Origin of the sequence: Hydrocarboniphaga sp. (assembly GCF_028291725.1) — a bacterium.
Taxonomy (GTDB): domain Bacteria; phylum Pseudomonadota; class Gammaproteobacteria; order Nevskiales; family Nevskiaceae; genus Hydrocarboniphaga.
Genome location: NZ_JAQGNT010000026.1, coordinates 10,039 through 25,978, shown reverse-complemented (window position 1 = coordinate 25,978; position 15,940 = coordinate 10,039). Strand labels below are relative to the sequence as shown.

The following is a 15,940-nucleotide window of genomic DNA, read 5'->3' as shown; positions in this document are numbered from 1 at the left end:
ATTTCAGGCCGGGAGAGGCGGTGCTTGAGCCGGTGGGATGAAATACGCCGGCCGCTGCGGCCGACGCACGATCGGCGCGACCACGATGCGGACGATCTGCGGCGGGACCCGCCACAGCAGCGCCAGCGAAACCAGCAGCAGCGCGAGGTTCCAGCCGAACTTCGGCCACTTGGCGACTTCGCCGGGGCCGCTGACATCACGGTCGCCGTGATCGAGATGCGCTTCCTGATGATCAGCCGCATGCACCGAAGTGCTGTCGTAGACGTCGTGGCCCGCCGCGTGATGCTCGCCATGAATGCCGGCGTCGAATGTGGCATGCACATCGGCGGTCACCGCCACGCGGTCATCGCCGAGCGCATGCGTATGCGCATGGACATGCACGCCCATCACCCGGATCACGGCGAGCGAGACGATCAGCCACAACACGATGAGTCGCGAAAAGCGCATGGCCCGAGTGTAACCGGCAAGCGCCGATCAGCGCTTGGCCGCGCCCGACTCCGCCGGTGATCCGGTTTCGACAAAGCGCTTCAGACGCGCCAGCTGCGAGCCGAGCACTCCATCGACGCCGGCAGCGATCGTGTTCAAGCCACCCGGATAGTAGCCGCCGACCCGGTAGACCAGCGCGAGCTGTGTGCCCGCGTCCTTGGCCGACATCTGCACGGCCATCGCGCCGGAGACGCCGGCCGTCTGCAGCGGGCCGAGCGCGCCGCCGAGCGTCAGCTGCCGGCCGAGCGCGGCATACAGCACCGTCAGATGCACGACACCGCCGCCTTGCGGCAGCTTCTCGCAGAAGCAGCCGCCGGGCTTGTCGACCAGGCTCAGGTTCGCCGCATCGCCGGAATAAGTGTGCGCCGGGTCCCACCATTTACCGATATCCACAAAGGCCGCATAGACCTTCTCGGGAGCCGCGGCGACAGTGACGGCGTACTGCAGGTTCAGGCCGCCAGCTTGCGATTCGACCACTTCGGCCTGTGCCGAAGCGGACAGCAACAGGATTGCCGCCATTGCGGATAGACGCTGCCGGTTTCGCATCGAGAAACTCCCCTTGACTCGGTTTACTCTAACAGCTGGCTGCCATGGCTTCGATTGGAAACAGCGCGGTGTCTGACTAGATTCAATCTTAGAGGGAATGCGATGAAACACTGGCCGGTACAGGATGCGCGGGCACGGTTCAGCGAACTCCTGAAAGCGAGTCTCACCGAGGGGCCACAGGTGGTCACCTTGCGCGGAGTCGAGACTGCCGTGCTGGTTCCCGTCCAGGAATGGCGCCATCTGCGGCAGCAGGCAACACCCAACTTCAAGGCGCTGTTACTGGCAAAACAAGGCCGGGGGAATCTTGAGATTCCGGCGCGCGGCGGCCAGCGTCGCCGCACACCTGCAGCGGCTGGCTGAACCGTCAAGCCAAACATCAGCGCCGGGAAGCCGCGATTCGTTCGATCCAGTCGATCATGGCGATGAACGATGCCTGCTTCGGCGAATCCGCGAGGTTATGCCCTTCCTCGGTGAATACCCGGTACTCGAAATTGCTACGGCCGTTGTCAATCAGCTTCTGCAGTCGCCGGGTGGACAACTCGATGGGTAGGTAGGGGTCCTGCCCTCCAAACAACCAGAGTCCCGGAATCGACACCGCCGTTAGTTGGCTCAGAGGGTCGATATCGTCAGGCCGATAGTCGACGTGGCGCATCGCCACGCTGATCTCACTGTCCGTCATGCGGGATCGGTCGGACTCGTGCTCTGCCGAAAAGTGCTGGAATTGCAACTGTTCGCTCGTCGTGCAGGTCGGCCCGCTCCAGAATCCGATGAAGTCGACCGCGGGTGACTTCGCCAGCGCCATCGGGACGACCCAGCCGGACTGGCTGATGGCGACGAACCCGCCTGGGAGTGAGCGCACCCGTGAACTGTTGGAAACCCACTGCATCGCTGCAGCCGCGTCGGATGCCAACAGCGCCAGATTGGCGGCACTGATGTCATCGGTGCGTTGGTAGCTGCCGCCCGACTGCCCTACACCGCGCTTGTCGTATGTCAGGACAGCGATCGCATGAAGCGCCATCAGGGATGCCAACGCGGTGTATCGCTCCACTGGTCCGGATCCCTGTCCGAGAACGACGACCGCAAGCGCAGGTCCATCCCTTGGGACGATAAGCGAACCCGACAGCCCAACGCCGTCGGCAGACCGAAAGGAAACCTCCTCCGTTGACCAGCCGTCGCGCGCAGAATCGGAGGCATGCGCCCCACATGTCCAGGCCAGCATCAGACAGACCGCGGCAGCCATTGCTCGAAACAAAGACATGATGAAGTTTCCGATGACATCAGCGGGTCGCGTTCGAACGAAGAATGCCACGCACGGCGCCTTTGGTCGCGTAGGGCGGGAGAAGCGCAGCGTATCCCGCCGTTTTGGCGCGAAAGGCGGGATGGATGCTCCGGCCCTACAATTCGGCGTTGACTGAACGGTATCGGGGCTACGTTGCACCGATGATCGATGAGCGCCGCCGCAGGCGTGTCGCGACCATCGTGTCGAACAGCTCCTCGCCGCACCACAGGCCGATGTGCTCGCGGGCGCGGGTGACGGCGGTGTACAGCAGTTCGCGCGTCAGGCCGCGCGCCAGTGTCGGCTCGATCACCAGGTCGATGCGCGCGAACTCCGAGCCCTGGGCCTTGTGCACGGTCAGCGCGAACGCGGTCGCGACGTTCGCCAGGCGCCCGGGCGCGAACGCGCGCAGGCCGTCGTCGCCGGCGAAATACACCAGTAGCCGGCCCTCGGTGTCCGGCAGCGCGACGCCGATGTCGCCGTTGAACAGGCGCAGCGCGTAGTCGTTGCCGGCGACCATCACCGCGCGGCCGGCATACCAGCGCGCGCCGCCGGCCATGCCGCCGAGACGGCGCTGCAACTGCGCGGTCAGATGCCGGTTCAGCGATTCGCTGCCGTAGGCGCCGGCGCGCGTCGAACACAGCACGCGGTAGCGCTCGAAACTGCTCAGCACTTCAGCCGGCGAGGCAGCGCTGCGCACTGCGTGGATGAAGGGCTCATATCCTTGCGCCAGCGTGGCGGCGAGCAGCGGCGGCGACGGTAGCGCCGAGCGCCAGGCCAGGCTCGCCGACCCGGCGGCCAGCACTTCGCGCACCGCCTGCGGCTGGCCGGCGTTGATCGCGGTCGCCAGGCGCGAGATGCCGCCGTCGTCGGCGAAGCGCCAGGCGCGGTTGAGCCAGACCACGGCGTTGGCCATCGCGTAGCCGCTTGCGTCGATGGGCACTGCAGGCAGATCGCCGGCGATGCGCTGCAGCGTGGCGCGGCCGGCGGCGTCGAGCAGCGAGCGCGATGACAGCTCCGCATAGACCGCGCCGGCTTCCACCGAGGCCAGCTGATCCTTGTCGCCGAGCAGAATCAGCCGCGCATCCGCCGGCAGCGCCGCGACCAGCTTCGCCGCCAGCGCAAGGTCGAGCATCGAGGCTTCGTCGACCACCACCAGCTGATACGGCAGCGGCTGGCTGGCGTCGTGGCGAAAGCCGGCGCGGTTGGGCCGGTAGCCGAGCAGGCGATGCAGCGTATGCGCCTCGGCCGGCAGCTGTGCGCGCAGCGCATCGGGCAGATCCAGCGCGTCGAGCTGCGAGGTGATCGAGGATTTCAGCCGCGCCGCGGCCTTGCCGGTCGGTGCGGCGATGGCGATGCGCAGGTTCGGCTGCAGCCGCAGCAGCGCGGCGAGGATGCGCACCACGGTTGTGGTCTTGCCGGTGCCCGGGCCGCCGGAGACGATGCACAGATGGCGGGACATCGCGGTCGCCGCGGCGATCTTCTGCCAGTCCGGCTGCGCATCGCCGCTGGCCGGGAACAGCTGCGTGATGATGGCCGCGGCCGCCTCGATATCGAGATCTTGAACCGGCCGGTTCAGTTCGATCAGCCTCGCCGCCAGCTGGCGCTCATAGCGCCAGTAGCGATACAGGTACAGCCGCGTGCCGGCCAGCACCAGCGGCGTCGGCGCGGTGCCGTTGCCGACCATGGGGCTGCGGCGCAGCGCGTCGATGTCAATATCGACATCGAGGCTCTCATCGATCGCCAGATCCGCACAGGCGTGGCCCTGCTGCACCGCCATGCTGGCGAGGTTTGCTGCGGCGATTACAGCCGCAGTATCGGCGGCGTCCCCGCCCTGTTCGCGATGCAAATCACCGAGCGCGGCCGCGAACAGCGACGCGAACGCCGCGTCGGGCTCGTCGATGCCGGCCGCCGCCAACGGCAAACGAAGATCAGCCAAGCTCACGCCGCCACCTCGCTGCGGCACAGCGCGTCCAGCGCCTCGATCAGCGCCAGCGGCGGACGGCTTGTGTAAACGCCGCGCCCCTCGGCATCCATGCCGCGCAGAAACAGATAGAACACGCCGCCGAAGTGCTGCTCGTAGTCGTAGCCCGGCACGCGCCAGGTCAGCCAGCGGTGCAGTGCCAGCGTGTACAGCAGGTATTGCAGGTGATAGTCGCCCTCGGCCATCGCCTGGTTCAGCGAATCCACGGCGTAGTCGTCGAAGCGCGTGCCCAGCCAGTTCGACTTGTAGTCGGCGATGTACCAGCGTCCGCGGTGCTCGAAGCACAGATCGATGAAGCCGCGCAGATAGCCCTGCAAACGCCGCGGCGACAGCGGCGATATCGGCAGGCCATGCGCATTCGCGAGTTCCGCGATCTGCGCCGGCAGCACGCCGGGCAGCGGCAGATGAAAGGCCAGCTCCGCGATCACTCGCGTCGGCGGCAACTGCGCCAGCTGCACCGGCGCCGCGCTCGCCGGGCAGATCATCGGCGTCGCGACGATCTCCGCGAGCCAGTCGATCAGCGCCGGCGCCCAGTCCACCGGAAAGCCGGCGATGCGCAGCTGCGCCGCCACCGCGCGTCGCCAACTCGCCGGCGCTGTACTTGCATCGATGTGCTCGAAGATCGCATGCAGGCAGGTGCCGGCCGCCGCGCCGCGTGGAAACGCGAAGCGCCCGCCGCCGGGCGCCAATGCCGGCACCGCTGCAGGTTCTGCGCGCTGGTCGTGGTCGGGCAGCACTTCGACCGCGTGCTCGGACGCGAGTCCCTCGGCGTCCTGCAGCAGCCGTGTATAGCTGCTAACGCTGAAGCCTGGCGGCGGCGTCCGCTGCGGCAGCCGCGCCGACAGCGGCTCGGCCGATTCAGCCACGCGGCGCAGCACGATCTCAGCCGCGCTGTCGTCGGTCTGAATCACGCGAATGCTGCCTCCGGATGCTGCCGCCAACAGCCGCAGCTGTTCCAGCAAGCGCGCGGCGACCGGCACCTCGGTCTGCGCATCGGCGCCGCGCAGGCCGTGCAGCAGCACGCCCAGCGGCGACATCGCCAGCTCCTTGAACGGACCGCTGAACAGATAGCAGCGATTCTTCGCGCGCGTCAGCGCGACGTAGGCCAGGCGCAGCCGCTCGGACAATTCCTCTTCGCGCGCCAGCCGCAAAGCCTGTGGCAGATCCTGCGCGCGGCCGTCCAGCCGCAGCGCATGCGGCGGCTGCTCGTCGTGATGCACGATCAGGTCGGCGTCGTCGCCGATAAAGCTCTTCGCGTTCCACAGAAACGGCAGGAACACCACCGGATATTCCAGGCCCTTGCTCGCATGAATCGTGACGATCTGCACCAGCGCCGCGTCGCTCTCCAGCCGCAGCTGGGACTCGTCCGCCGCTTTCTCGCCGCGCTGGCCGCGCAGCCAGGCGAGCAGCGATTCCATGCCCTGCAGGCGGCGCTGCTCGGCGTGCGCCAGCTCGGCCAGGTGGAACAGATTGGTCAGCCGGCGTTCGCCGTTGGGCTCGCCGGCCAGGCGCTGCACGATCCGCTGCTCGCGCGCCAGCTCGCGGAACATGCGCATGAAGCCGCGCGTGCGCCACAGCTCGTGGTAACGCTCGAAAGCCGACAGCAGCTGCTCCCATTCGCGCTCGTCGCTCTCGAGTGCCTGCAACTGCTGAACGCTGAAGCCGATCAGCTCGGACAGCAACGCGGCCTTCAGCGTCGCCGCGCGATGCGGTGCCGCGACCGCTAGCAGCAAGCGTTCCAGCTGCTCGGCCTCGGCGGTATCGAACACGCTCTCGGTGGACTGCACCGCGCAGGCGATGCCTCGACGCCCGAGTTCGGCGCGCAGCGCGCTGGCCTGGTAGTGATTGTTGACCAGCACCGCGATGTCACCCGAGGCGAGCGAGCGGTTCTTGTATTCGATGCCGCCGGCCTGTGCGTCCGCCAGCAGGCCGGCGATCTCGATCGCGCAGGCCTGCGCCGCCCAGGCTTCGCCATGAGTCTTGGCGGCGCCATCGCTCTCCGGCATGAACAGCAGCCGCAGCGGTGCCGGGTCGATCTCGCCGTGCTCGATCAGCGCGGGCTTGTCGCGCGGCGATGCGACCACAGTCTGATAGCGGATCTCGTCGTTCTGGAACGGCGAGGCGACGCGCGCGTACAGCGTGTTCAGCGCCTGCACATAGCCCGGCACCGAGCGCTGGTTCTCGCTCAGTTCGTGATGCTCGCTGCACAGCGATTTCGCCGCCAGGTAGGAATAGATGTCCGCGCCGCGGAAGCTGTAGATCGACTGCTTGGGATCGCCGACCAGAAACGCAGTCAGCATCTCGCCGGCCTGCAGCCCGTCGGCGTAGATGCGCTTGACGATGCCCCATTGCAGAGGATCGGTGTCCTGGAACTCGTCGATCAGCGCGGCCGGGTAGCGACGCCGCAGATCGGCCGCCAGAGTCTCGCCGCCCTCGCCCTGCAGGCCCGTGTGCAGCTCCAGCAGCAGGTCGTCGTAGGACAGCAGACGCTGCGCGCGCAGACGTGCCGGCAGCTGCGTGCGTGCGTAATCCAGCAGTTCCAGCCGCAATGCACGCCAGCGCTGCTCGAACGCGGCGGCCAGCGTCGCAGCGGCGTCGTGCAGCTGATCGAGCAACTGATAGAACTCCTCGCGTAGCGCCTCACCCTTGTTCTTGCCGGCGAGCACGCTGGCGCGGAAGCACTCGACCGCCGACGGCATCGCGATCTCGTCGGTCGCGGCCAGCCAGGCTTCGAGTTCGACGAAGCGCTTCGGCAGATGCTTGAGGTTGTAGCTCTGTCGGTTGAGACCCTTGTGCTCGTTCAACTGGCGACACAGCGCCTCGCGCTGTTGCTGCCACAATGCTGCCGCCTGTTCGCGCAACACGCGGTAACTGCGGCAGCGATCCTCGACCGGCGGCGGCGGTTCGGCGGCGACGATCTGCAGATCAGGCTTGCCGATCAGCCCGGAAACCCAGCGCGTCAGCTCGCCGGCCGAGACTTTTTCGTTCTGCAGCCAGGCGACGAACAGATCGCGGGAGTCGCTCTCCGCGGGGTCGTCGTGGGCGATGCGACGGCGCCAGAAATCCAGCACCACCTCGCGGCGCAGCTCGCTCTGATCCGGCGCGATCTCGTTGTCGAAGGCGACGCCGGTGGAGAATGCGCGGTCGCCGAGCACGCGCTGGCAGAAGCCGTGAATCGTATAGATCGCCGCCTCGTCGACGCTGCGCAGCGCCGCCTGCAGCCGCCGCGCTGCCAGCGCACGATCGTCCAGGCGCGCCAGCAGCTGCTCGCAGAATTCGTCGCTGCTGTCACGGCCTTCGATGCTGCCTTCGAGGTGATCGAGCATCTGCCGCAGCCGCGCGCGGATACGGTCGCGCAGCTCCGCGGTCGCGGCCTTGGTGAAAGTGACCGCGAGGATCTTGTCGACGCCGATGCCGCGCTCGACCACCAGCCGCAGATACAGGCCGGACAGCGTCCAGGTCTTGCCGGTGCCGGCACTGGCCTCGATCAGCCGCAGCCCGTCCAGCGGCGCCGTTAAAGCGACCGGCATCGTCATACGCCGGCCTTGGTACCGCGTTCGTGGGCAGTGAACCCGCGTAGGGCGGGTCTTGACCCGCCGCTTTTGGTGACGAACAAACGGCGGGTCACGACCCGCCCTACGCGGGCTTGCCGCCATAATCGAGCTTCTGTTGTGGGTCGGGCTTCAGCCCGACATCCAACAGCGTCGGGCTGAAGCCCGACCCACAAGGGGTTCAAGCTCGCGCGGGTCACGGCCCGACCCGATCGCAGCCGGAACGGTTCATCGTTATTCATTGCGCGCCCCTGGCCGCGAGCAGCGGTGCCAGCATGCGCCGCGCTTCGGCGTCGAAACCCTCCGGCAAAACGCGGCGGCTGTCGCGGTAGCGCAGCTGCGAATACGGCTCGCGGCTTTCGCCGCGGCTGTGCGCGTTGCCGAGCCAGACGTCGGTGGCGCGGCGCTGATCTTTTTCCAATAATTCGTACGCGGTCTTCGGCAGAAAGGACAGTGGCAGATGCAGGCCCTGCCAATACAGCGCCAGCAGATCGGCCAGATGCGCTTCGGCATCCTCCACCGGCTGCAGCGCGTGGACGCCGTTCTTCGCCAGGATGCGCGTGGTGCGCGCGACGCCGGCCGGCGCCAGCAGTTGCAGCAGCAGATGTCGCGGCCAGGCGTCCAGCCAGTCGAGTGCGCCGATGTCGCGGTAGCTGGCCGCGAACAGGCCCTGCGCGGTGAGTCCGTCGAGCACGCCGCTCAAGCGGTACTCGCCGATCGCCAGTTCGAAATTCAGCGGCGGCAGCAACTCGCCGCGCAGCGTCAGCGCCTGGCGCGCGAAGCCCATCGCCGGCCGCACTTCGCGCTCCAGCAGGCGCCGGCCCCAGCGGCCATGCGGAATCTCCGGCGAGGCACCTAGCAGATCGACGATCGCGGATTCGCTGTCGCCGGCCAGCGCATGACGCAGCAGGCGATCGCGCAGCGTCCATTTGGCTTCCGGCAGATCCAGCGGCTCCTCGCCAGGCAGTTCTTCATCGGCCTCGTCGATGCGCACGCCGACACGCTCGCGCAGCAGGAAGCGCAGTGGATTGCGCAGAAACATCGCCAGCCGGTCCAGCGTCAGCTGCTTCCATTCCGCGTCCGGCAGCGCCGGCAGCGCGCTGCCGTCGAACAGCGCTTCTGCGGATTCGTCCGGCAGTGCCGGGCCGCGCTGCATCGCGTCGGCCGCGGCCAGGTATTCGCGCGCATAGCTTTGCTGCGGCCCGCGGCGGAAATAGCGCGCGTCAAAAGGCTGCAGCGCATGCTCGGCAATCAGCGCCTTGGCCACCGCGTCACGACCACCAATTACGAAGCGGCCGACATAGTCGATCAGCTCGGACACCAGCACCGACGGCGGCAGCAGCGCGTTGTCGCGCAGGCTGCGGCCTTGAAAGCCGATCCACAGCGCGTCGCGAGCCGCCAGCAGCGCGTCGAGAAAGGCGCCGCGATCATCGACGCGGCGCGCGCGGTCGCCGCGCCGCGGATGTGCGGCCATCAGGTCGAATTCCGTCGCGGCCGGATTGCGCGGGAACGCGCCGCCGTCGAGGCCCAGCAGCACGACGATGCGATACGGCAGGCCGCGCAGCGGGCCGATGCCGGTGAAGGTGACGCCGCCGCCCGGCACGCCGCCGGGGCTGCTGGCCGACAGGCGCGCATCGATCAGACGGCGCGCGACGTCGAGTTCCACGGCCTCGTCCAGCGCGGCGCTGCGCGCGTCTTCGCGCAGGCTGCCGATCGCCAGCCGCAGACGGCGTTCGTCGGACTCGTCCTCGGATGTCGGTGACAGGCAGCGGCCGATCGCCTGCAGCAGACGGTCGCACCAGGCGCTCAGCGTGCGCGGCCGCGAGAGTTCGTCGCGCAGCGCCACCAGATCGGCAAGCACGCGCGCGAGCTTGCCGAGCGTGATCGACTGCGAGCCCTCGATGTCCTCGTAAGGCAGCACGCCGGCGAACAGCGCTTCGCCCGAAGTCGGCATTGCATAACCGAGCAGCAGCCGCAGCAGGCCGTCGAGCCAGGTGTTGCGCGGCTCGGCCGGCAGGCCGAGTTCGCCGCGATGCGCGCCGTCGAGCGCCCAGCGCACGCCGGTCTCGGCCAGCCACAGATGCAGCTGTTCGAGTTCGGGCTCGTCGAGTTCGTAGCGCGCGGCGACCGCCGGCAGCTGCAGAAAATCGAACACCTCGGCGGCAACGAAGCGCGAACGCGGCAGATCGATCAAGGCCGCGAATGCGCGCAGCAGCGGCGCGGCATCCGGCGCCGCGCTGCCGGTGATGGTGTAGGCGATCAAGCGCTCGAACGGCGCCGCGCCGAACACCGCGTCGACCGTCGCCGCGGCGCTCTCCGGGTCCGGCAGCATCACCACGATGTCGGCCGGGCGCAGCGTCGCGTCGGCGTCGAAGCGCCCCAGCAGGCGGTCGTGCAGCACCTCCAGCTGGCGCGTCAGGCTGTGGCAGGCGAGCAGCTGGATCGAGTTGTCGGCCAAGTCGAGTGGCAGCGCGGCTTCCGCGAGCGGCGCCAGATTCAGCAGGCTGCGCTGCAGCCGCGCCAGCAGATGTTCGCCCTCCGGTTCGACGAAGTACGGAGTCTCTTCGACGGCCGGATGGCGGTCCAGCTGATCCATCACCGTCGCCAGATGATCGCGCGCCTGCCCGCCCCAGGACGCGAGCAGCGGATGGCCGACGTCGCGCTGTTCGGTGTCGTCGAAGTTCAGCGCCAGTTGCGCCTGCGCGCGCTCCGAGACGATGTCGGCCCAGTACAGCCGGCAGGGATTGGGCACATACCATTCGACCTCGACATGGCGGCCGAGCCGTGCCAGCACCGCCGCGTACTGCGGCGGCAGGCTGGTCACGCCGAACACGCGCAGGCGCTGCGGCAGCAGCTGCGCCGCCAGCGCCGGCTCGGCGTCCAGCCGCGCGAATGCCGCGTCGGCCGGGTGCTGCAGCTCGGCCAGGCCAGCCTCACCGATCAGCCGCCGCCACAGGCGCTGCTGCCAGCGCTCGGTGATCAGCGGCTGCAAGGCGCAAGTCCGGTTCGCGGTCCAGGCCGCGAGCCAGTCCGGGCGATAGACCAGGTATTGATCGAAGGTCCGTGCCAGCGCCTGCGCCAGATCGAGCCGCCCGCGTTCGCCGGTGCGCACCAGATAGCTTGCGAGCGGCGCGTAGTCCTCGCTCTGCGGCAAGCGGCCCAGCAGCGCGAACAGCCGCAGCGTCATCACGTCGGCGTCGAACGGCGAGCGCTCCGGCGCATCGGCCAGCACCCGCGCGAAGCTCTGCCAGATGAACTGCGCCGGATACGGGAACTCCACGCGCGCGCACACCGACAGCACGTCGGCGATGCGGTACTGCAGCCAGCGCGCAACGCCGAGGCTGGGCACGACGATGATCTCGCGCTCGAACGGCGACGCCGGCGCCTGCAGCAGGCTGCGCATCAGCTCGCCGGCGAGCGGCTCCAGGCGGTTGCCGTGGATGATTTTCAGCATTGAAAGTCGAGTATTTTTCCACTCTCCCACGTGTGGGAGAGGCGTAGGGCGGGTCGTGACCCGCCGATCGCGTAGCGATCCACGGTTGTAGCGGCGAGAACAAGCCGGCGGGTCACGACCCGCCCTACGGGTTCGGCGAATTCACGGAAACGCCGCGGCCTCACTGCGGCCGGCTCGGCGGCTGCAGGTAGCTGATCGCGCTTTGCTTGCGGATCATCAAATTGCGGATTTCCCATTGCTCGGCGAGATCGGTCTCGCGCAGATAGCGGGTCTCGCCGCTGCTCTGCACCGCCACCGGCACGCCGTCCTCGAACACGACGCGATTGCCCGGCAGCCGCGCGAGCTTGTCGCCCGGTACCAGGATGCCGACCAGGTTCAGCGGGTCGCCGGCGCCGATGCAGACGCGCTCGATCACGCCTTTTTTCTGCTGAGTATCGGCGTAGCGCTTCAGCGCGCCGGCGGCTTCGATCAGCGCGAACTGCTCGCCTGAAAATCCGCTGACGAATCGGCCGCCGCGGATTTCGCCGCGCGCTTCCAGACGCCGATAGACGTAATGCAGCTCGCGCCACGGCGGCAGATCGGCCTCGCGTTCCAGCAGCTTGCGGAACACCACGCCATAGCGGCGCAGCAGCACGCGCGCGATATGCTCGACGCGCGGATCGGCCAGAGCGCTCGTGGATTCCTCAATCACGCGGCGCGGCCGCGTCAGCGACCAGCGGCCGGCGTCGTCGAAGGCGATGTCGCCGCGGCCGAAACGGCGGCGCAGACGGTCGCGCTTGTCCGAACTCATCGTCAGCGCGCGCAGGCCGGCGAAGGAATCGCAAGTCACCAAGCCGGCGCTGACCAGTTCACCTAGCGCGTCGCCGAGTTCGGCGCTGAGCAGGCCGCTGTCCTGCGCGAGTTCGTCGTAGAAACTGGCGCCGTTGGCTTTCAGCGCATCGAGCAGACGATCGGCGCGCGAGGACAGCGGCCGCTCTTCATCGCTGCTGGGTTCGGCGTCGCGGCGCTGCGACCAGTGCGCCAGAAATTCGCGCTCGCACAGCACGATCGGCGTGGTCCGCACCGGCCCGCCGCGGCGGCGCGTGCCTTCCGGCGTCTCGACGACAGGCCGCTGCCAGACTACGCGGCCGCTGCTGCAGACTCGGTCGAGCATCGCCGGCGCATAGGCGTCGACGCGCGACGGCAGCAGATCGTCTTCCCACGATCCGGCAGGTGCCGCAAAACCTTCGAGCTGCTGCAGCGCCGCGACCAGGCCGCCGTCTCCCTGATGGCGCGCCTCGGCGTTGCTGCCGGCGATGCGGTGCCAGCCGAACAGGAAGCGCATGAACTGCGCGGGCGCGACCGGCTGCGCCTCGGCGCGCTGGCGATCGCGGGTGTAGCGATGGATGCGCGCCAGCAGCCGGCGATCGCACCACTCGTGAGCGCCGGGCGCGGTAAAGCTGCCGCTGATTACGGCGCCTTCGGCTTCGAGCTGCAGCAGTGCGGCTCGCGTACCAGGCAGGTCTTGCAGCGGCGCGGCCAGTGCTTCGGCCGTCACAGGGCCCAGCAGTTCGAGCCGGCTGCGCAGGATTTCGCGCAAGGCGTCTTCGGCTACGGGCTCGATGACGCTGACCGCACGGATCGGTGGCTGCGCTTCGCTGCGCGGAAGCGCGGCACGGAATTCATGCAGACGCTCTGCAGCGACCCATAAACCATCGCCGTCCGATTTCCCAACGGTAGGAGCGGACCTTGTCCGCGAATCTTCCAGTGCCGCGCGAACTTCATCGCGGACAAGGTCCGCTCCTACAGGGGTCAACTGCAAGCGGGTTACGCGTCGTTGAACGACGAGTTCGTCCAGCCATTGCATCGCCGCCGCCAACTCGTTCTCTGTCAGAAACGCATGCACGCACAACGCATCGTGCAGTTCATCAGCACTGCGAAATTCCGGCCACGCCTCGGCGCGCACACGCTCGATCGCGGCCAGATCGAGGCGGCCCAGATTCGCCGCCGTCTGCACGTCCAGCATCGGCTGCATCGCCAGCGCACGCGTGCGGCGTTCCTCGGCAGCACCATCGTCGAGAAAGGCATACGGCCGCGCGTTCAGCACCGCCTGCGACAGCGGCGAAGGCGCCGCCAGATCGCAGCAGACCACCTTGATCTCGCCGGACTCCATGCGCGCCAACACGCGTTCGAAACCTTCCACATCCATGGTCTCGTGCAGGCAATCGCTCAGCGTCTGCTGCACCAGCGGGTGATTCGGAATCTCGCGCTCGCCGACCAGGTTCTCGGCGCAAGCGACCTGGTCCGGGAACACCAGGGTTAGCAGGTCTTCGGAGTCCGAACGCTGGAACTGCGGCGGCACGCGCTTGCCGGCGTTCATGCGGCGAATCGCCAGCGCGACGCTCGCGTTCCAGCGCCAGCGCGTGCCGAACATCGGCGCGTCCAGCAGCGCTTGAATCAAGACCTGGCGCGCGCTTGCCGACTTCAGATAATGCTGGACCGTGTCCAGCGGAAAACTGTGCGTCGGGCCCAGCGACAGCACGATGCTGTCTTCCAGCGCGCTGGCCTGCAGCTCGAAATTGAAAGCGCGGCAGAAGCGCTTGCGCAGCGCCAATCCCCAGGCGCGGTTCACCCGCGAACCGAACGGCGAATGGATCACCAGATGGGTGTCGCCGACCTCGTCGAAGAAGCGCTCGAACACCACGGTCTTCGCGCTCGGCAGCACGCCGATCATCGCCAGCGCGGCGCCCCAGTATTGGCTCAGCTGCTGCGCGGCCGATTCGGGCAGCCCAAGTTCGTCGACCAGCCAGCGCGTGCAGGCATCAAGGCCCTCAGCGAGTTTCTGCTGAGCGTGTTCGCTCAGATCGGAGACCGCAGCGCTGAGTTCGTCGGTACGCCCCGGCACTTCGCCGAACCAGAACGGAATCGTCGGCGGCTGGCCCTTGGCGTCTTCAACCAGCACGCGCGAAGTCTCGATCTTCAGCATCCGGTACGAGGTGTTGCCGAGCTGGAAGATGTCGCCCACCATGCTCTCGAACGCGAAGTCCTCGTTGAGCGTGCCGACGCGATGGCCTTCGGGCTGCAGCACGACTTCATAATCGAACTGGTCCGGAATCGTGCCGGCGTTCATCACCGCGGTCAGCTTGGCGCCGGGCCGCGCGCGCAAGCGGCGATTGACCGCGTCTAAGTGCAAGTAGGCGCCGCGACGTCCGCGCCGCGTGGTGTAGCCGTCACTCAACATTTGCACGACCTGCTCGAATTCCGGCAGCGTCAGCTCGCGATACGGATCGGCGCGGCGGAAGCGCGCATATAAATCATCGATGCCCCATTCGCCGCAGCCGATCTCGGCGACGATCTGCTGCGCCAGCACGTCCAGCGGACGCCGCGGCAGACGAATCCTGTCGAGTTCGCCGCGCTGCACCGCATGCAGCAGCGCAGTGCATTCGAGCAGGTCGTCGGTGGTCAGCGGAAACAGCCGGCCTTTCGGGATCGCACCGATCGCGTGGCCGGCGCGGCCGACCCTCTGCAGGAAGGCGTTGATCGCGCGCGGCGAGCCCAGCTGGCAGACCAGGTCGATGTCACCGATGTCGATGCCGAGTTCCAGCGAACTGGTTGCCACCAGCACTTTCAGCGTGCCGCTCTTGAGCCGCTGCTCGGCGTTCAGCCGATGCTCGCGCGACAGGCTGCCGTGATGCGAGGTCACATGCTCCTCGCCGATGCGCTCGGCCAGATGGCGCGCGGTGCGCTCGGCGATGCGGCGCTGGTTGACGAAGATCAGCGTGGTCTTGTGCTGCTCGATCAGTTCGGCGAGCCGATCGTAAGTCTCGTCCCAGACTTCGCCGGCCATCACCGGCGTCAACGACGAACGCGGCACTTCTAGCGCGATGTCGCGCTCGCGAATGTGGCCGGTGTCGACGACGTGCACCGGCTCGTCGCGCACACCGATTAGATACCGAGCCATTGCGTCCAGCGGCTTCACCGTCGCCGACAGACCGATGCGCACCGGAGGCGCCGCGCACAGTGCATCGAGACGTTCCAGCGTCAGCATCAGATGCGCGCCGCGCTTGCCGCCGGCGACCGCATGCAGTTCGTCGACGATCACCGTCTTCACACCGCCGAGCATGCTGCGGCCAGCGTTCGAGGTCATCAGGATGAACAGCGACTCCGGCGTCGTCACCAGGATATGCGGCGGGTTTTTCTTCATCCGCTCGCGTTCGAACACCGGCGTGTCGCCGGTACGCACCGCGTCGCGGATACCGACCTCGGGCAGGCCCATCGCGGCGAGCTGTTCGCGGATGCCGGCCAGCGGCTCCTGCAGATTTTTCTGGATGTCGTTGCTAAGCGCCTTCAGCGGCGACACGTAGAGCACGTAGACGCGGTCCGCCAACGGCGCTTCCAGGCCCTCTTCGACCAGGTCGTTGATCGCGGCCAGGAACGCGGCGAGTGTTTTACCCGAACCGGTCGGCGCGGCGATCAGCGCATGCCGGTGCTGCGAGGTCACCGTCCAGGCGCGCTGCTGGACTTCGGTAGCCTGGCCGAAGCGGGCTTTCAGCCAGCCGGACACCGCCGGGTGGAACGGCCCTTCCCTGCTCTCAGCCGTCGAGCGGCCGGCGAGATCGAGACGGAATTGCATGGGTTTATTATCGCATTCCCCGGGCCGCGGT

8 protein-coding genes are annotated in these 15,940 nt (G+C 67.8%); 1 reads left to right on the top strand and 7 read right to left on the bottom strand.

What is annotated here, in order from left to right; all coding sequences use genetic code 11:
* Positions 1 to 3 precede the first annotated feature (3 nt).
* On the bottom strand, positions 4 to 447 hold the full coding sequence (locus JWQ90_RS06830) for a hypothetical protein (RefSeq protein WP_299691166.1): 444 nt from the start codon (positions 445 to 447) through the stop codon (positions 4 to 6).
* Positions 448 to 474: 27 nt separating this feature from the next.
* A complete protein-coding gene (locus tag JWQ90_RS06825) occupies positions 475 to 1,032 on the bottom strand; it encodes a hypothetical protein (RefSeq protein ID WP_299691163.1) in 558 nt (185 codons plus the stop codon).
* Between the two features lie 102 nt (positions 1,033 to 1,134).
* On the opposite strand from JWQ90_RS06825, the gene JWQ90_RS06820 reads away from it, so the two are divergent.
* Positions 1,135 to 1,392: a type II toxin-antitoxin system Phd/YefM family antitoxin gene (locus JWQ90_RS06820; RefSeq protein ID WP_299691160.1), complete on the top strand. Its 258-nt coding sequence runs from the start codon at positions 1,135 to 1,137 to the stop codon at positions 1,390 to 1,392.
* Between the two features lie 16 nt (positions 1,393 to 1,408).
* Here the strand turns inward: JWQ90_RS06820 and JWQ90_RS06815 are convergent, their stop codons facing one another.
* The 5 genes from JWQ90_RS06815 to JWQ90_RS06795 form a co-directional block, all read right to left on the bottom strand.
* A complete protein-coding gene (locus JWQ90_RS06815; RefSeq protein ID WP_299691158.1) occupies positions 1,409 to 2,341 on the bottom strand; it encodes a hypothetical protein in 933 nt (310 codons plus the stop codon).
* A 118-nt stretch (positions 2,342 to 2,459) separates the two neighbouring features.
* The gene (recD, locus tag JWQ90_RS06810; RefSeq protein WP_299691156.1) at positions 2,460 to 4,247 is read right to left on the bottom strand and encodes an exodeoxyribonuclease V subunit alpha; all 1,788 of its coding nucleotides are present in this window, start codon (positions 4,245 to 4,247) and stop codon (positions 2,460 to 2,462) included.
* A 2-nt stretch (positions 4,248 to 4,249) separates the two neighbouring features.
* Positions 4,250 to 7,822, bottom strand: a complete 3,573-nt coding sequence (gene recB / locus JWQ90_RS06805) for an exodeoxyribonuclease V subunit beta (protein WP_299691153.1) — start codon at positions 7,820 to 7,822, stop codon at positions 4,250 to 4,252.
* Between the two features lie 259 nt (positions 7,823 to 8,081).
* Positions 8,082 to 11,297, bottom strand: a complete 3,216-nt coding sequence (recC, locus tag JWQ90_RS06800; RefSeq protein ID WP_299691150.1) for an exodeoxyribonuclease V subunit gamma — start codon at positions 11,295 to 11,297, stop codon at positions 8,082 to 8,084.
* A gap of 160 nt (positions 11,298 to 11,457) precedes the next feature.
* The gene (locus tag JWQ90_RS06795) at positions 11,458 to 15,909 is read right to left on the bottom strand and encodes a DEAD/DEAH box helicase (protein WP_299691147.1); all 4,452 of its coding nucleotides are present in this window, start codon (positions 15,907 to 15,909) and stop codon (positions 11,458 to 11,460) included.
* Positions 15,910 to 15,940 lie beyond the last annotated feature (31 nt).